Annotated in this window: 11 protein-coding genes; 10 read left to right on the plus strand and 1 reads right to left on the minus strand. The window is 60.5% G+C overall.

Annotation, left to right across the window (positions count from 1 at the left end):
- Nucleotides 1–30 precede the first annotated feature (30 nt).
- Nucleotides 31–303, minus strand: coding sequence for a DUF1652 domain-containing protein (locus IF189_RS13670; RefSeq protein ID WP_096820481.1), 273 nt, complete (start codon nt 301–303; stop codon nt 31–33).
- Between the two features lie 263 nt (nt 304–566).
- On the opposite strand from IF189_RS13670, the gene IF189_RS13675 reads away from it, so the two are divergent.
- The 10 genes from IF189_RS13675 to IF189_RS13720 all read left to right on the plus strand — a co-directional run bounded on the left by IF189_RS13675 (nt 567) and on the right by IF189_RS13720 (nt 14,437).
- A complete protein-coding gene (locus IF189_RS13675) occupies nt 567–1,382 on the plus strand; it encodes a helix-turn-helix domain-containing protein (RefSeq protein ID WP_114882900.1) in 816 nt (271 codons plus the stop codon).
- Between the two features lie 51 nt (nt 1,383–1,433).
- A complete protein-coding gene (locus tag IF189_RS13680) occupies nt 1,434–2,840 on the plus strand; it encodes an NAD(P)/FAD-dependent oxidoreductase (protein WP_192553489.1) in 1,407 nt (468 codons plus the stop codon).
- A 29-nt stretch (nt 2,841–2,869) separates the two neighbouring features.
- The gene (locus IF189_RS13685) at nt 2,870–3,214 is read left to right on the plus strand and encodes a cupin domain-containing protein (RefSeq protein WP_085709811.1); all 345 of its coding nucleotides are present in this window, start codon (nt 2,870–2,872) and stop codon (nt 3,212–3,214) included.
- Nucleotides 3,215–3,270: 56 nt separating this feature from the next.
- Nucleotides 3,271–4,356 (plus strand): polyamine ABC transporter substrate-binding protein, encoded by a 1,086-nt coding sequence (locus IF189_RS13690; RefSeq protein ID WP_114882904.1) that lies wholly within the window; start codon nt 3,271–3,273, stop codon nt 4,354–4,356.
- A 403-nt stretch (nt 4,357–4,759) separates the two neighbouring features.
- Nucleotides 4,760–6,217 carry a serralysin family metalloprotease gene (locus IF189_RS13695; protein ID WP_134826791.1) on the plus strand — a complete coding sequence of 486 codons (1,458 nt, stop codon included), beginning with the start codon at nt 4,760–4,762 and terminating at the stop codon, nt 6,215–6,217.
- A 92-nt stretch (nt 6,218–6,309) separates the two neighbouring features.
- Nucleotides 6,310–6,738, plus strand: coding sequence for an AprI/Inh family metalloprotease inhibitor (locus IF189_RS13700; protein ID WP_167748758.1), 429 nt, complete (start codon nt 6,310–6,312; stop codon nt 6,736–6,738).
- A 204-nt stretch (nt 6,739–6,942) separates the two neighbouring features.
- On the plus strand, nt 6,943–8,727 hold the full coding sequence (locus IF189_RS13705) for a type I secretion system permease/ATPase (protein WP_134826792.1): 1,785 nt from the start codon (nt 6,943–6,945) through the stop codon (nt 8,725–8,727).
- Nucleotides 8,724–10,073 carry an HlyD family type I secretion periplasmic adaptor subunit gene (locus IF189_RS13710; RefSeq protein WP_134826793.1) on the plus strand — a complete coding sequence of 450 codons (1,350 nt, stop codon included), beginning with the start codon at nt 8,724–8,726 and terminating at the stop codon, nt 10,071–10,073. Before IF189_RS13705 ends, IF189_RS13710 begins: the two co-directional genes overlap by 4 nt.
- A 2-nt stretch (nt 10,074–10,075) precedes the next feature.
- Complete coding sequence (locus tag IF189_RS13715; protein WP_134826794.1) at nt 10,076–11,443, plus strand: TolC family outer membrane protein; 1,368 nt, start codon at nt 10,076–10,078, stop codon at nt 11,441–11,443.
- A gap of 42 nt (nt 11,444–11,485) precedes the next feature.
- Entirely contained in the window at nt 11,486–14,437 is a 2,952-nt protein-coding gene (locus IF189_RS13720; RefSeq protein ID WP_192553490.1) for an autotransporter serine protease, read from the plus strand.
- The last annotated feature ends 87 nt before the right edge of the window (nt 14,438–14,524 follow it).

Consider the following 14,524-nt stretch of genomic DNA (forward strand, 5'->3'; position numbering starts at 1 on the left):
GTAGCGGGCTTTTTATTTTATATCAATAACTTAGGCGTAACTCCTGAGCGACTCTGGAGGAACGAAAGCTTCCAGTTCATCCTCAACAGCTTCGATTATTCGTTCGACATCCGCCGCATTCATGACCGTGGCACAAGGAATGCCGGCAATGGCGATCAGGGTTTCGCCGCTGGCCCGATCGAACAGGCGGGCGATCATGCTGCCCGGTGCGTCCATCGTGGCTTCGAAACCCATGGGATGAAAATGCCAGCGCATAAGCTGGCAGGCATTGGGGAACGTGACCTTGCTTGAACCTTTGTTCATGTGTTGCCCGCCTTCTTCATCGAGCGCTTCCGTTTGCTCATGGTAGGTGGGAAGAGCCTTCATTGGCTCAACCGGTGACTGTCCTTAAAAGTAGCATCTGGATGTGAAAACCCTGTGAGAATTTTCAGGCTGTTTGGCGATTGCAGGGATTTTTTTGATGTAAGTCACGGCTGATGAAATTGTCGCCAAAGTGCCATCACGTCCGGATTGTTGATGCCGCGCCCGAAGTTGGGCAAGCTCGGTTCTTTTGCCAAGAGTCCCTTATGCACGCCGATGATGACGGCCCGCAGCAGACCCCGGCCACGGCCGAAACGGTCATGCGCTATCACCTTTGCTGGAAACACCGGGATCTGGATGGCGTCATGGCGCTGTACCACCCTGACATTCAGTACAACGATTTTTTCCAGAACCGCGTGCTCGGCCTCGACGAACTGCGCGAGTACGTTCGTGTCAGCATGCCCCGTGAATCCGACGAAGCGCTGGAGCATTGCGACCGGATCCGCATCGACGGCAATACGGCGTTCATTCAATACGAAGTGACCCTGCGTGGCGGTAATGGCCTGGTGTCTTTCCGTTCCAGCGAAGCGATTACCGTCAAGGACGCGAAAATCTGGCGGGTCAACGAATACGCATCACTGGTGCGCGAGCAGGGCTCCAGTACCTCGACGCCGAGTCAGCGTCCGGCGGCGAGCCGACTGGGCCTGTCGCCACGTCAGTTGAGTTTTATGGCCGAAGACCTGCAGCAGTATTTCCAGCGTCAACAGCCGTACCTCGATCCCGAACTGGACCTGCAACGGGTGGCGAAGGAGTGTGGTTACAGCCGCAATCAGATTTCCTATCTGCTGAACCAGGTGCTGGGGCAGAGCTTCTACCGCTACGTCAATCAGGCGCGGCTCCAGCATTTGCTGCAATCGCTGGACAACGCCACGCCGCCGCTGCGCATCGATGAGCTGGCGTTCGCTGCCGGGTTCAACTCGATTTCGGCGTTTTATAGCTGTTTCCGCCAGCACACCGGCCAGTCGCCCAAGGCTTATGCCAAACAAATTTCTTTGCGGACACGCGCGCAAGACAGTCCCTGAGGTCAGCCACTAGGATCGACGCCATCGAAATCTGGATTGGCGGAGTCTTGCATGCCGGCGTGGCGCACTATCAGTTTGTGGATGGACCAACTCGACGAGCCGCTCACCGCGCGCCCGGCGCTGGAGCAAGACCTTGACGTCGACGTGGCAATCATCGGCGCCGGTTACACCGGGTTATGGACCGCGTACTACCTGAAGAAATACGCGCCAGGCCTGGACATTGCCATTGTCGAGGCGCAAACCGCCGGTTTTGGTGCGTCCGGCCGCAACGGCGGCTGGTTGATGGGCAATCTGCTGGGCGAGGATCGCCTGCTGGCGGGCCTGTCGCCACAACAGCGCCGCGCCTCATTCGATCTGCTGCACAGCATTCCCGATGAAGTCGAAGTCGTCCTCGAACGCGAAGGCATCGACTGCGATTACCGCAAGGGCGGAGTGCTTTACTGCGCCGCGCGCTATCCCGAGCAGGAAGCCAGCCTGCGCGAGTATCTGAACAAACTGCACGCCCAAGGCCTGACCGACGACGATTATCGCTGGCTCAATCCTGAGCAACTGGCGCAGCAGATTCGCGTCGCCAAACCTTACGGCGGGATCTTCGCCCCGCATGTGGCAACCATTCAGCCGGCAAAACTGGTGCGCGGCCTGGCCCGGACCGTTCAGGGCATGGGCGTGAAGATCTACGAAAACAGTCCCGTAACCCATTGGCAGTCGGGCAGTTTGCGTACCGACAAGGCCAGCGTGCGCAGTCGCTGGATCGTACCGGCCATCGAAGGTTATTCGGTGACGTTACCGCCGCTGGGTCGTTATCAATTGCCGGTGCAGAGCCTGATTGTCGCCACCGAACCGTTGTCGGCGGCAACCTGGGACGAAATCGGCCTGAATCGTGGCCAGGCTTTCAGTGAGTTCAGCCGTCAAGTCACCTACGGCCAGCGCAGCGCCGACAACCGGCTGATCTTCGGCGCCCGTGGCGGCTATCAGTTCGCCGGCCAGTTACGGCACAACTTCGATCTGACCCGGGACGAAGTGGAGCTGCGGCGCTATCTGTTCGGCGAGCTGTTCCCGCAACTGAAAAACACCACGATCACCCACGCCTGGGGCGGCAACCTCGGCATGTCCCGGCATTTCAAGCCGCACATGCTCTGCGACCGGGCCAACGGTATTGCGCTGTCCGGCGGTTATGGCGGGGAGGGTGTCGGGGCTTCCAACCTGGGCGGCCGCACCCTGGCCGATCTGATTCTCGAGCGCGATACCGAACTGGTGCATCAGCCCTGGGTGCTGCCGGATGGTGGAATCCATGCGCTGCGCGCCTGGGAGCCGGAACCGTGTCGCTGGCTCGGCTACAACGCGATCATCAAAAGCTTCGTTCACGAAGACCAGACCCTGGCCAACCCGGCGACCGCGCCCTGGCGGCGCAAGCTTGCCAGTCGGGTGGCGGGGTTCATGGAAGGTTTCATGCACTAAACGTCGTTCAATTCCAAATAGGTAACGCAATGAGCATCACCCAATTCAAGAACACCGCCACGCTCCAACTGGACGAATCCAACCCGGTGGCCGTACCGCTCGGCACGCCGGTCGCGGTGGCATCGACCACCAGTGTCGAGCGCGACGACGGCGTCGAAACCGGCGTCTGGGAATGCACCCCCGGACGCTGGCGGCGGCAGATCACCGCCCAGGAGTTCTGCCACTTCATTTCCGGCCGCTGCACGTTCACCCCGGACGATGGCGGTGAAACCCTGCACATACAAGGTGGCGACGCACTGATGTTGCCGGCCAACACGCTCGGCATCTGGGACATCCAGGAGACCGTGCGCAAGACCTATGTCCTGATTTTCTGATTGCTTGATCCTTTTGATTGCCTGCCAACAACAATAGCCAATACAGGAATCGATCCATGATCCGAAAGACCCTCGCTCTCGCCCCCTTGATGCTCGCTGCTTCCCTTGCTCAGGCAGCGGAAACGGTCAAGGTCTACAACTGGTCCGACTACATTGCGCCGGACACCGCGAAAAACTTCGAAAAAGCCACCGGTCTCGGCGTCACTTACGACGTCTACGACAGCAACGAAACCCTCGACGGCAAATTGATGACCGGCAAATCCGGTTATGACGTGGTGTTTCCGTCCAACCATTTCATGGCGCGGCAGATTCAGGGCGGGGCGCTGATGAAGCTCGACAAGAGCCAGTTGCCGAACTGGAAGAACCTCAACCCGGTATTGCTCAAGGCCTTGCAGACCAACGACCCAGGCAACGAGCACGGTTTTCCTTACCTGTGGGGCAGCACCGGCATCGGTTACAACGTCGCCAAGGTCAAGGCCGTACTGGGCGATAACGCGCCAGTAGACTCTTGGGATCTGATCTTCAAGCCCGAATACATGGAAAAGCTGCAGAAGTGCGGCGTGGCGATCCTCGACAACGGCCCGGAGTTGCTGCCGGCAGCGCTGAACTACCTGGGGCTGCCGCATCACAGCAAGAACCCCGAGGACTACAAGAAGGCCGAAGCGCTGCTGATGAAAGTGCGCCCGTATGTCAGCTACTTCCATTCCTCAAAGTACACCAGCGACCTGGCCAACGGCGATATTTGCGTAGCGGTCGGTTTCTCCGGCGACATCCTGCAGGCGGAAAACCGCGCCAAAGAGGCGAAGAACGGTGTCGATATTGGCTATGCGATTCCCAAGGAAGGCGCCGCGATCTGGTTCGACATGGTCGCCATGCCCGCCGACGCCCCGGATGCCAAGGCCGGTTACGCCTTCATGAACTACCTGCTGCAGCCCGACGTCATGGCCGGCATCAGCAACTACGTGCATTACGCCAATGGCAATGAACAGGCCGACAGCCTGATCGACCCGGCCATCAAGAACGACACCAAGGTGTATCCGAGCCCGGAAATGATGGGCAAATTGTTCGCACTGGAGGCCATGCCGCTGAACATCGACCGGATCCGCACGCGGGTCTGGAACAAGATTCGTACCGGTAGCTGAAAAAACTGATGGAGCGGGTTTTTCCCCGCTCCGTCAGAGGCATATGACGCCCGCTGCATATGTTTATTTGTTTGATGTCACTTCGCTGGCACTGCACTAATAAAGTGCAGGAAAGTGAGACGCGGCTAACAAAAAGCAACTTACCGATATTTAATATTTAAATAAGAAATCGTAAGACAATTAGGCAAACTCACCACACTTACAACATTCTTTCAGCGGCACGCGCTTTGTTTACGGGACTTTCCCGGAATAGTTCAATTTGATCTCGAAAAATCGCTAGACGACAGATTTCAAATTGTGTCAGGTTTCTTACGCCTTCATTGGGCGAGTGATAGGACAATCTCGCCAGAGGTTGTCGCTATCGGACAAAAACTGTTCCATTGCTAAACAAGGAAGTGTGTTTATGTCGAAAGTAAAAGCTAATGCTATTGATACCGCCGAACAGGCTTTCCAGCTGAACGCGGCACCACTGGCGGCGCCAAGCTCGGCGTTCAACCAGATCAATAGCTTCAGCCATCAGTACGATCGTGGCGGCAACCTCACGGTCAATGGCAAACCCTCCTTCTCGGTGGATCAAGCCGCAACTCAACTGCTGCGAGACGGTGCTTCCTGGCACGACCTCGACGGTAGCGGCAAGATCGAACTGACCTACACCTTTCTGACCTCCAAGACGGCCAACTTCGGCGGCCTGGGTGTCACCGGTTTCAGTCAGTTCAGTGCCCTGCAAAAAGCCCAGGCGGTGCTCGCCATGCAATCCTGGGCCGATGTCGCCAACGTGACCTTTACCGAAGCAGCCAGAGGTGGCGACGGCCACATGACCTTCGGTAACTACAGCGGCGGTCAGGAAGGCGCGGCGGCATTCGCGTTCCTGCCAGGCACCGAGCCAGGCTATGACGGTCAGTCCTGGTACCTGACCGGCAGTGGATATGACGTCAACAAGAACCCGGGCGTGAACAATTACGGGCGTCAGACCCTGACCCACGAAATCGGCCACACCCTAGGCCTGTCTCACCCTGGCGACTACAACGCCGGCGAAGGCAATCCGACGTACAAGGATGCTTCTTACGGGCAGGACACCCGCGGCTACAGCCTCATGAGTTACTGGAGTGAAAGCAACACCAGCCAGAACTTCAGCAAGGGCGGTGTCGAAGCCTATGCTTCGGGCCCGTTGATGGACGATATCGCAGCGATTCAGAAGCTCTACGGCGCGAACATGTCCACCCGTACCGGTGACACCACCTACGGCTTCAACTCCAACGCCGGTCGCGATTTCCTCAGCGCGACCTCATCGTCGGACAAGCTGGTGTTCTCGGTGTGGGATGCGGGCGGCAAGGACACCTTCGACTTCTCGGGTTTCACCCAGAACCAGAAGATCAACCTCAATGAAGCCTCGTTCTCCGACGTTGGCGGTCTGGTGGGCAACGTGTCCATCGCCAAGGGCGTCACCATCGAGAACGCCATCGGCGGTTCGGGCAACGACCTGATCATCGGCAACAGCGCAGCCAACGAGCTCAAGGGCGGTGCCGGCAACGACATCATCTGGGGCGGCGGCGGTGCCGACAAGCTGTGGGGCGGTTCGGGTTCGGACACTTTCGTGTTCGCGGCCAGTTCCGATTCCAAGCCGGGTGCGATCGATCAGATCCTCGACTTTGTCAGCGGTCTGGACAAAATCGACCTGAGCGCGATCACCAATGGTTCGGGCCTGCACTTCGTCAGCGCCTTCACCGGTGCGGCGGGCGATGCCATCCTGACCTCCTCGGGCGGCAACAGCCTGCTGTCGGTGGACTTCTCCGGGCACGGCGTGGCGGACTTCCAGGTCAGCACCGTTGGCCAGGCGGCGATCAGCGACATCGTAGCGTGATGTAAAAAAGAAGGCGGCGCGTGATGCGCCGCTTTCTTTACTTGCATCGCTTTGGCCGGTAAGCAAGGCTACACGCCGGAGTGAAATTTCCTATGATCCAATTCGCTTTTACCCGCAAAGCGGCGGCGTATCTGTTGCCGGTGCTGATGATGATTTCTGGAGAAACAACCATGGCAAGCAGCCTCAGACTCGAAGATCCATCGGTATTTGCCGGGCAGTGGCAAGCGACCCTGACCGCTCGCAGCGACGCCCCCGAAGCGCAGGCGCTGCAAGACAAACCGTCAAACATCTGCCAGATCGACCTCGAAGCGAACCAGACCCTGGGCAAGGGCGCCGACTGCTTGAGCGCGTGGCTGCAGGACAGCGCCATCGGCTGGTTTCCCGACCCGGACGGTCTTTCGATCACTGGAAAGGAAGGCTCAAGAATCCAGTTTTTCAGCCGACAACGTGATGGGCTTTATCTGAGCACTTTGAAGTCAGGCCTGGTGATTACACTCGAGCGAGCTGCCAAACAGCCCTGATCACCGGAACCGACTCACAGTTTAAATATAAGGCGCCCCGTTACAGTTATAAGCGAGTCCGCAATAACGCCAACGCCGGATTTAGTCGGGAAAGTTGTTATTGAAGTGTAAGCCAATACTGACGGTGTATGTCCCGTCCTCTGTACGGGCAATTAATTGAAGTCTCGCCAAGTACGGCGGGAAATATCATTTCAGGAATAATCAATGAAGATGGCGAAGGCCCCGGCCACCGCTCCCTTATTCAAGGCGTTGGGTGACTATAAAAGTATTCTGATCAGCGTCGGATGCTTTACCGCACTGATTAACGTGCTGATGCTGGTGCCCTCCATTTACATGCTCCAGGTCTATGACCGAGTGCTGTCTTCGCAAAACGAAACCACGCTGGCGATGCTGTCGTTGATGGTGGTGGGGTTCTTTGCGTTCATCGGCCTGCTGGAGGTGGTGCGCAGCTTCATCGTCATCCGCATCGGCAGCCAGCTGGAGCGCCGTTTCAACCTGCGGGTCTATCAAGCCGCGTTCGAACGCAACCTGTTCAAGGGCGAGGGCAACGCTGGCCAGTCTCTGGGCGACCTTACCCACATCCGCCAGTTCGTCACCGGACCTGCGCTGTTCGCGTTCTTCGATGCGCCGTGGTTCCCGGTCTATCTGTTTGTGATTTACCTGTTCAATGTCTGGCTCGGCGTGCTGGCCACGGCCGGCGCGCTGCTGTTGATCGCCCTGGCGTGCCTCAACGAATACATGACCAAGAAACCACTGGGCGAAGCCGCCGGTTTCTCGCAGAAGTCCAGCCAGTTGGCCACCAGCCACCTGCACAACGCCGAAACCATTCAGGCGATGGGCATGCTTGGCTCGCTGCGCAAGCGCTGGTTCCAGGTGCATTCACGCTTCCTCGGTCTGCAGAACCAGGCCAGCGACACTGGCGCGGTGATCAGCTCGCTGAGCAAGACCTTGCGCCTGTGCCTGCAATCGCTGGTGCTGGGCCTGGGTGCCTTGCTGGTGATCAAGGGCGACATGACCGCCGGGATGATGATCGCCGGTTCGATCCTGATGGGCCGGGTGCTCAGCCCGATCGATCAGCTGATTGCCGTGTGGAAACAGTGGAGCGGGGCGAAGCTGGCTTACCGCCGTCTCGATTCCCTGCTGCAATCGTTCCCGCCGAGCGACGACGCCATGGCACTGCCGGCACCGAAAGGCCAGATCACCTTTGAACAGGTCAGTGCCGGCCCGCCCGGGCAACGCGCCGCGACCTTGCACATGATCAATTTCAATCTGGCGGCCGGTGAAGTACTGGGCGTGCTCGGGGCCTCCGGCTCCGGCAAGTCGACCCTGGCGCGGGTGCTGGTCGGCGTGTGGCCGACACTCGGCGGCACGGTGCGCCTGGACGGCGCTGATATCCATCGCTGGAACCGCGACGAACTCGGTCCGTACATCGGCTACCTGCCGCAGGATATCGAACTGTTCAGCGGCACCATCGCCGAGAACATCGCTCGCTTCAGCGAGACCGATCCGCAGAAAGTCGTGGCCGCCGCGCAACAGGCCGGGGTCCACGAAATGATCCTGCGCATGCCGCAAGGCTACGACACGCAACTGGGCGAGGACGGCAGCGGTCTGTCCGGCGGCCAGAAACAGCGTGTGGCCCTGGCGCGGGCGATTTACGGCACACCAAGCCTGGTGGTGCTGGATGAGCCGAACTCCAACCTCGACACCGTCGGCGAAGCGGCATTGTCCAGCGCCATCGTGCAACTCAAGGCCCAGGGCACCACGGTGGTGCTGGTGACGCATCGTTCTTCGGTGCTGGCCCAGGCCGACAAATTGTTGGTGCTCAACGATGGTCGCCTGCAAGCCTTCGGCCCGAGCCATGACGTGCTCAAGGCGCTGTCCGGCAACCAGCCACAACAGTCGCAACAAACTGAAAAAACCGCGCAGGCACCGGCCGGGCTCAGCATGAGCCGACAGTATCAGCCGACGACAAGGAATTCGGGTGTATGAGCAGCGCGAGCATGAACACGCAAAACGAAGCCAGCATGGAACACGACTACATCACCGAACGCCCAGAGCGCGACGCAAAGTTCTTCGCCCGCATGGGCTGGATTCTGGCACTGGCCGGCGCCGGCAGTTTCTTTGCCTGGGCGGCACTGGCGCCGCTGGATCAGGGGATCCCGGTGCAAGGCACGGTGGTGGTTTCCGGCAAGCGCAAGGCCGTGCAGTCGATGAGCAGCGGTGTGGTCAGCCGGATCCTGGTGCGCGAAGGCGAGATCGTGAAGCAGGGCCAGCCCCTGTTCCGCCTCGACCAGACGCAGGTCGCCGCCGACGTGCAATCGCTGCAGGCCCAGTACCGCATGGCCTGGGCCAGCCTGGCACGCTGGCAGGCCGAGCGCGACAACCTCAAGCAGGTGACATTTCCGGCAGAACTGAGCGACAACGCGGACCCGCGTCTGGCGCTGGTACTGGAAGGCCAGCGTCAGCTGTTCAGCAGCCGTCGTGAAGCGTTCTCCCGCGAGCAGGCTGCATTGCGCGCCAGCATCGAGGGCGCCACTTCGCAACTGGCCGGCATGCGCCGCGCCCGTACTGATCTCAATGCTCAGGCCGATTCCCTGCAACAGCAGCTGAGCAATCTGCAACCGCTGGCGGACAACGGCTACATTCCGCGCAACCGCTTGATGGAATACCAGCGTCAGCTGTCGCAAGTGCAGCAGCAACTGGCCGAGAACACCGGCGAAAGCGGCCGGGTGGAGCAGGGCATTCTCGAGTCGCGCCTGAAACTGCAACAGCACGGTGAGGAATACCAGAAAGAAGTCCGCAGCCAACTGGCCGACGCGCAACTGAAAAGCGTCACCCTGTCCGAGCAACTGACCTCCGCCGGTTTTGACCTGCAACACAGCGAGATTCTTGCGACCTCGGACGGCATCGCCGTCAATCTCGGCGTGCACACCGAAGGCGCCGTGGTGCGTCAGGGCGAAACCCTGCTGGAAATCGTCCCGCAAGGCACGCGCCTGGAAGTGGAAGGGCACCTGCCGATCAACCTGATCGACAAGGTCGGCACGCACCTGCCGGTGGACATCCTCTTCACCGCGTTCAACCAGAGCAAGACCCCGCGCGTTCCCGGCGAAGTCAGCCTGATTTCCGCCGATCAGATGGTCGATGAGAAAACCGGCGCGCCGTATTACGTGTTGCGCAGCAGCGTCAGCGATCAGGCCATGGAGAAGCTCAACGGCCTGGTGATCAAGCCCGGCATGCCGGCGGAAATGTTCGTGCGCACGGGCGAACGTTCACTCCTCAACTACCTGTTCAAACCGCTGCTCGACCGGGCCGGCTCCGCATTGACTGAAGAATAAGGATGTTCGGCTGTATGAATAAGCTTTCCATGCTGGCGGCAGCGTTCGCGCTGCTCGCGGGCAACAGTGCGGTGGCGGCCATGGGGCCGTTCGAAATCTACGAACAGGCATTACGTAACGACCCGGTGTTTCTCGGCGCGATCAAGGAACGCGATGCAGGCCTTGAAAACCGGGCCATCGGCCGCGCCGGGTTGTTGCCGAAACTGGGTTACAACTACAACAAGGGCCATAACACGTCGAAGGCCACGTCCCTCGACTCCCGGGCAAGGAACAACACTGAAGAGCGTAACTACAACAGTTACGGCTCGACCCTGACCCTGCAGCAGCCGCTGCTCGACTACGAAGCCTATGCGGCCTATCGCAAAGGCGTGGCGCAGTCGCTGTTTGCTGACGAGAACTTTCGCGGCAAGAGTCAGGAGCTGCTGGTACGGGTTCTGGACAACTACACCAAGGCCCTGTTCGCCCAGGATCAGATCGATATCGCCCAGGCCAAGAAAAAGGCCTACGAGCAGCAGTTCCAGCAAAACGAACACATGTTCAAGCAAGGCGAAGGCACGCGGACGGACATTCTTGAAGCCGAATCGCGCTATGAACTGGCGACGGCCGAGGAAATCGAAGCGCGCAACGAACAGGATGCCGCGTTGCGTGAATTGGGAGCACTGATCGGTGAGCAAGCGGTGAACATCACCGATCTGGCGCCACTGGATCAGAACTTCCAGACCTTCGCCCTGATGCCGGCCAACTACGACACCTGGCACGAACTGGCAATCAGCAACAACCCGAACCTGGCGTCCCAGCGTCAGGCTGTGGAAGTGGCGCGTTTTGAAGTGGAGCGCAACCGCGCCGGGCATCTGCCGAAAGTCAGTGCCTACGCGGCAATGCGCAAGAACGAATCGGAAAGCGGCAACACCTACAACCAGCGCTACGAGACCAACACCATCGGTTTTGAAGTCAACGTGCCGCTGTACGCCGGTGGCGGTGTGTCAGCATCGACTCGTCAGGCCAGCCGCAACATGGAGCAGGCGGAATACGAACTGGACGGCAAGACCCGCGAGACCCTGATCGAGCTGCGTCGCCAGTTCAGTGCCTGCCTGTCCGGCGTCAACAAACTGCGCGCCTATCAGAAAGCCCTGACCTCGGCCGAAGCGCTGGTGGTGTCGACCAAACAAAGCATCCTCGGCGGTGAGCGGACCAACCTGGACGCGCTGAACGCCGAACAACAACTGTTTACCACCCGCCGCGATCTGGCCCAGGCACGCTATGACTACCTCATGGCCTGGACCAAGCTGCATTACTACGCCGGCACCTTGAGCGAGCAGGATCTGGCTCGGGTGGACGAAGCATTCGGGCAAGGCCCTCGGACGCAATAACACCGTAGTTTTTACACCAAACAACAAAAACGAGTGGTGAACATGGACGTACGCTTCAAGCCGGCATCGGTCGGCACCCTGTTGCTCGCAATTTCTGTCAGCCAGGCTCAGGCGCAATACCTCGAATCCGGTCAACCCGGCGATCCAGCCAGTTGGCGTTCCGCCGAATTCCTGCGGGACTGGGGACTGGACCGGATGCAGGCCGATCAGGCCTACGCCGTCGGCATCACCGGCAAGGGCGTGAAGATCGGCGCGCTGGATTCCGGTTTCGACGCCGCCCATCCCGAGTTCGCCAGCGACCGTTATCATCCGGTGTTGAGCAGCGGCAGCTATGTCGATGGTTCGCTCTTCAGCGTCAACGGCACGCTCAATCCGAACAACGATTCCCACGGCACTCACGTGGTCGGCACCATGGGCGCCTCCCGCGACGGCACCGGCATGCACGGCGTGGCGTTCAATGCGCAGATCTACGTCGGCAACACCAACAAGAACGACAGTTTCCTGTTCGGCCCCAATCCCGACCCCCGCTATTTCAAAGCGGCGTACGACGCCCTGGCCGATGCCGGCGTGCGGGCGATCAACAACAGCTGGGGCAGCCAGCCGCCGGATGTCAGCTATCGGACCCTGGACGATCTGCACGCCGCTTACGCCCAGCACTGGAACAAGGGCACCTGGCTCGATGCCGCCGCCGACGTTTCGCGTCGCGGTGTGATCAACGTGTTCAGTGCCGGCAACAGCGGCTACCCCAACGCCAGCGTGCGCTCGGCGCTGCCGTACTTTCAGCCGGATCTGGAAGGCCACTGGCTGGCCGTGTCGGGGCTGGATCAGAGCAATCAGCAGAAGTACAACCAGTGCGGCATCGCCAAGTACTGGTGCATCACCGCACCGGGGGCAAAGATCGACAGCACCGTTCCCGACGGCGGCTACGGGATCAAGTCCGGTACCTCGATGGCTGCGCCCCATGCCACTGGCGCCCTGGCGCTGGTGATGGAGCGATACCCGTACATGAACAACCAGCAGGCGCTGGAAGTGCTGCTGACTACCGCCACCCAACTCGACGGCTCGGTGACCGATGCGCCGACCGAGCGGGTCGGCTGGGGCGTGGCCAACCTGAAGCGGGCGATGGGCGGGCCGGGGCAGTTGCTCGGCGCGTTCGACGCAAATCTGGCCTCCGGGCAACGCGATGTGTGGAGCAACGACATCTCCGACAAGGCACTGATCCAGCGCCAGAGCGAAGACCTCGCCGAACACACCGCCTGGCAGCAGACCCTGCAGGACAAGGGCTGGCAGAACGGCGTTCCGGTCGGCGCCAGCCAACAGGACCAGACGGATTACGCCGTCGGCACGGCCCGTGAGGCGGCGGCTGCCAACCGGGTGTATCAGGGCAGCCTGATCAAGTCCGGCGCCGGGCATTTGATCCTGACCGGCGACAGCACCTATCGCGGCCCGACCACGGTCAATGGCGGCCTGCTGAGCGTCAACGGCTCGCTGACGTCGGCGGTCATGGTCAATGACGGTGGCACCCTCGGCGGTTCCGGGCGGATCGGCGCACTGACCGCCAACAGCGGCGGTCGTGTGGCACCGGGCAACTCCATCGGCACCTTGAACGTCGCCGGTGACGTGACCTTCGCACCGGGCTCGACCTACGCGGTGGAGCTGTCACCGACGGCCAGCGACCGCATCGTCGCCGGCGGCACCGCGACCATCAGCGGTGCCACCGTCAGCCTGTCACTGGAAAACAGCCCGACCTTGCTCAGCACCGCCGAAGCGAAAAGCCTGCTCGGTCATCAGTACGATATTCTGCAAGCGGTGGGCGGTATTCAGGGTCAGTTCGGCGCGGTGGTGCCGGATTACCTGTTCATCGGTGGCAGCCTCGCGTCCACCGGTAACGGGATCATGCTGAGTGTCGAGCGTAACGCGACGTCTTTTGCCAGTGTCGGTCAGACGCCGAACCAGCGGGCCGTGGCCCGCGCCGTCGAAGGCATGGGTGCCGGAAATTCCGTGTACGAAAGCCTGCTGCTGTCCGCCACTGCCAGTGATGCACAGCAAGCCTTCCAGCAATTGAGCGGAGAAATTTACCCGGCCCTCGGTTCGGTGCTGATCAATGACAGCCGTCAGTTGCGCGACGCCATCGGCGAACGCCTGCACGATGCGAACAGCGCGCAAGGCAACGGCTGGGTCAAGGCCCTCGGCGCCTGGGGCACAACCGACTCGCGACACGACACCGCCGGCTACAGCACCTCGATTGGCGGCCTGCTGGCCGGTGTCGACGGTGCGCTGGACGAGCAGACCCGCATCGGTCTGGTCACCGGTTACAGCGACAGTTCGTTGAGCATGGGTTCCGGCACGCATTCTTCGGCCAAGGTCGACAGCTACCACCTCGGCGCCTATGCCGGGCATGACATCGGTGCCTGGCGTTTGAGCACCGGCGCGGCCTACAGCTGGCATCGCGCCGACGTGAAACGGGACCTGCAATACGGCGACGTCAGCGCCAAACAGAAAGCCAAGGTCGATGCCGCCACCACTCAGGTATTCGGCGAGGCAGCCTACCGGCTGAACGTGCAACCGCTGGCTCTGGAGCCGTTCGCCAATCTGGCCTACGTGCATCTGGACAGCGACGGTTTCACCGAGAAGGGCGATGCTGCGGCATTGAAAAGCAGCGGCGACCAGCGTGATGCGGTGCTCAGTACCCTCGGCGTCAGGGCGATCAAGACGATCAACCTGTCGGGCTCGCAGACACTCGATGTCAGTGGACGTCTCGGCTGGCAGCACAGCCTCACCGACATTGAATCCGAACAGCATTTGCGCTTCGCCAGCGGCAGCGCGCCGTACAGCGTCGAAAGTTCGCCGCTGGTACGCGACGCCGCGCTGGTGGGGGTACAGGCCAGCCTGGCCCTGAGCCGCGACGTACGGGTAAACCTTGATTACAACGGACAATTGGCCAGCCGCGAGAAGAGTCACGGCGTCGGCCTGAGCCTGAACTGGCAGTTCTGATGGAGCGTGATTGATCGTTCCCACGCTCCTGCGTGGGAACGATCAATCAAATGCTGAACACACGGATTTTGTGCAACATCACTAAGG

Origin of the sequence: Pseudomonas sp. IzPS59, assembly GCF_014863505.1 — a bacterium.
Lineage (GTDB): Bacteria > Pseudomonadota > Gammaproteobacteria > Pseudomonadales > Pseudomonadaceae > Aquipseudomonas > Aquipseudomonas kribbensis.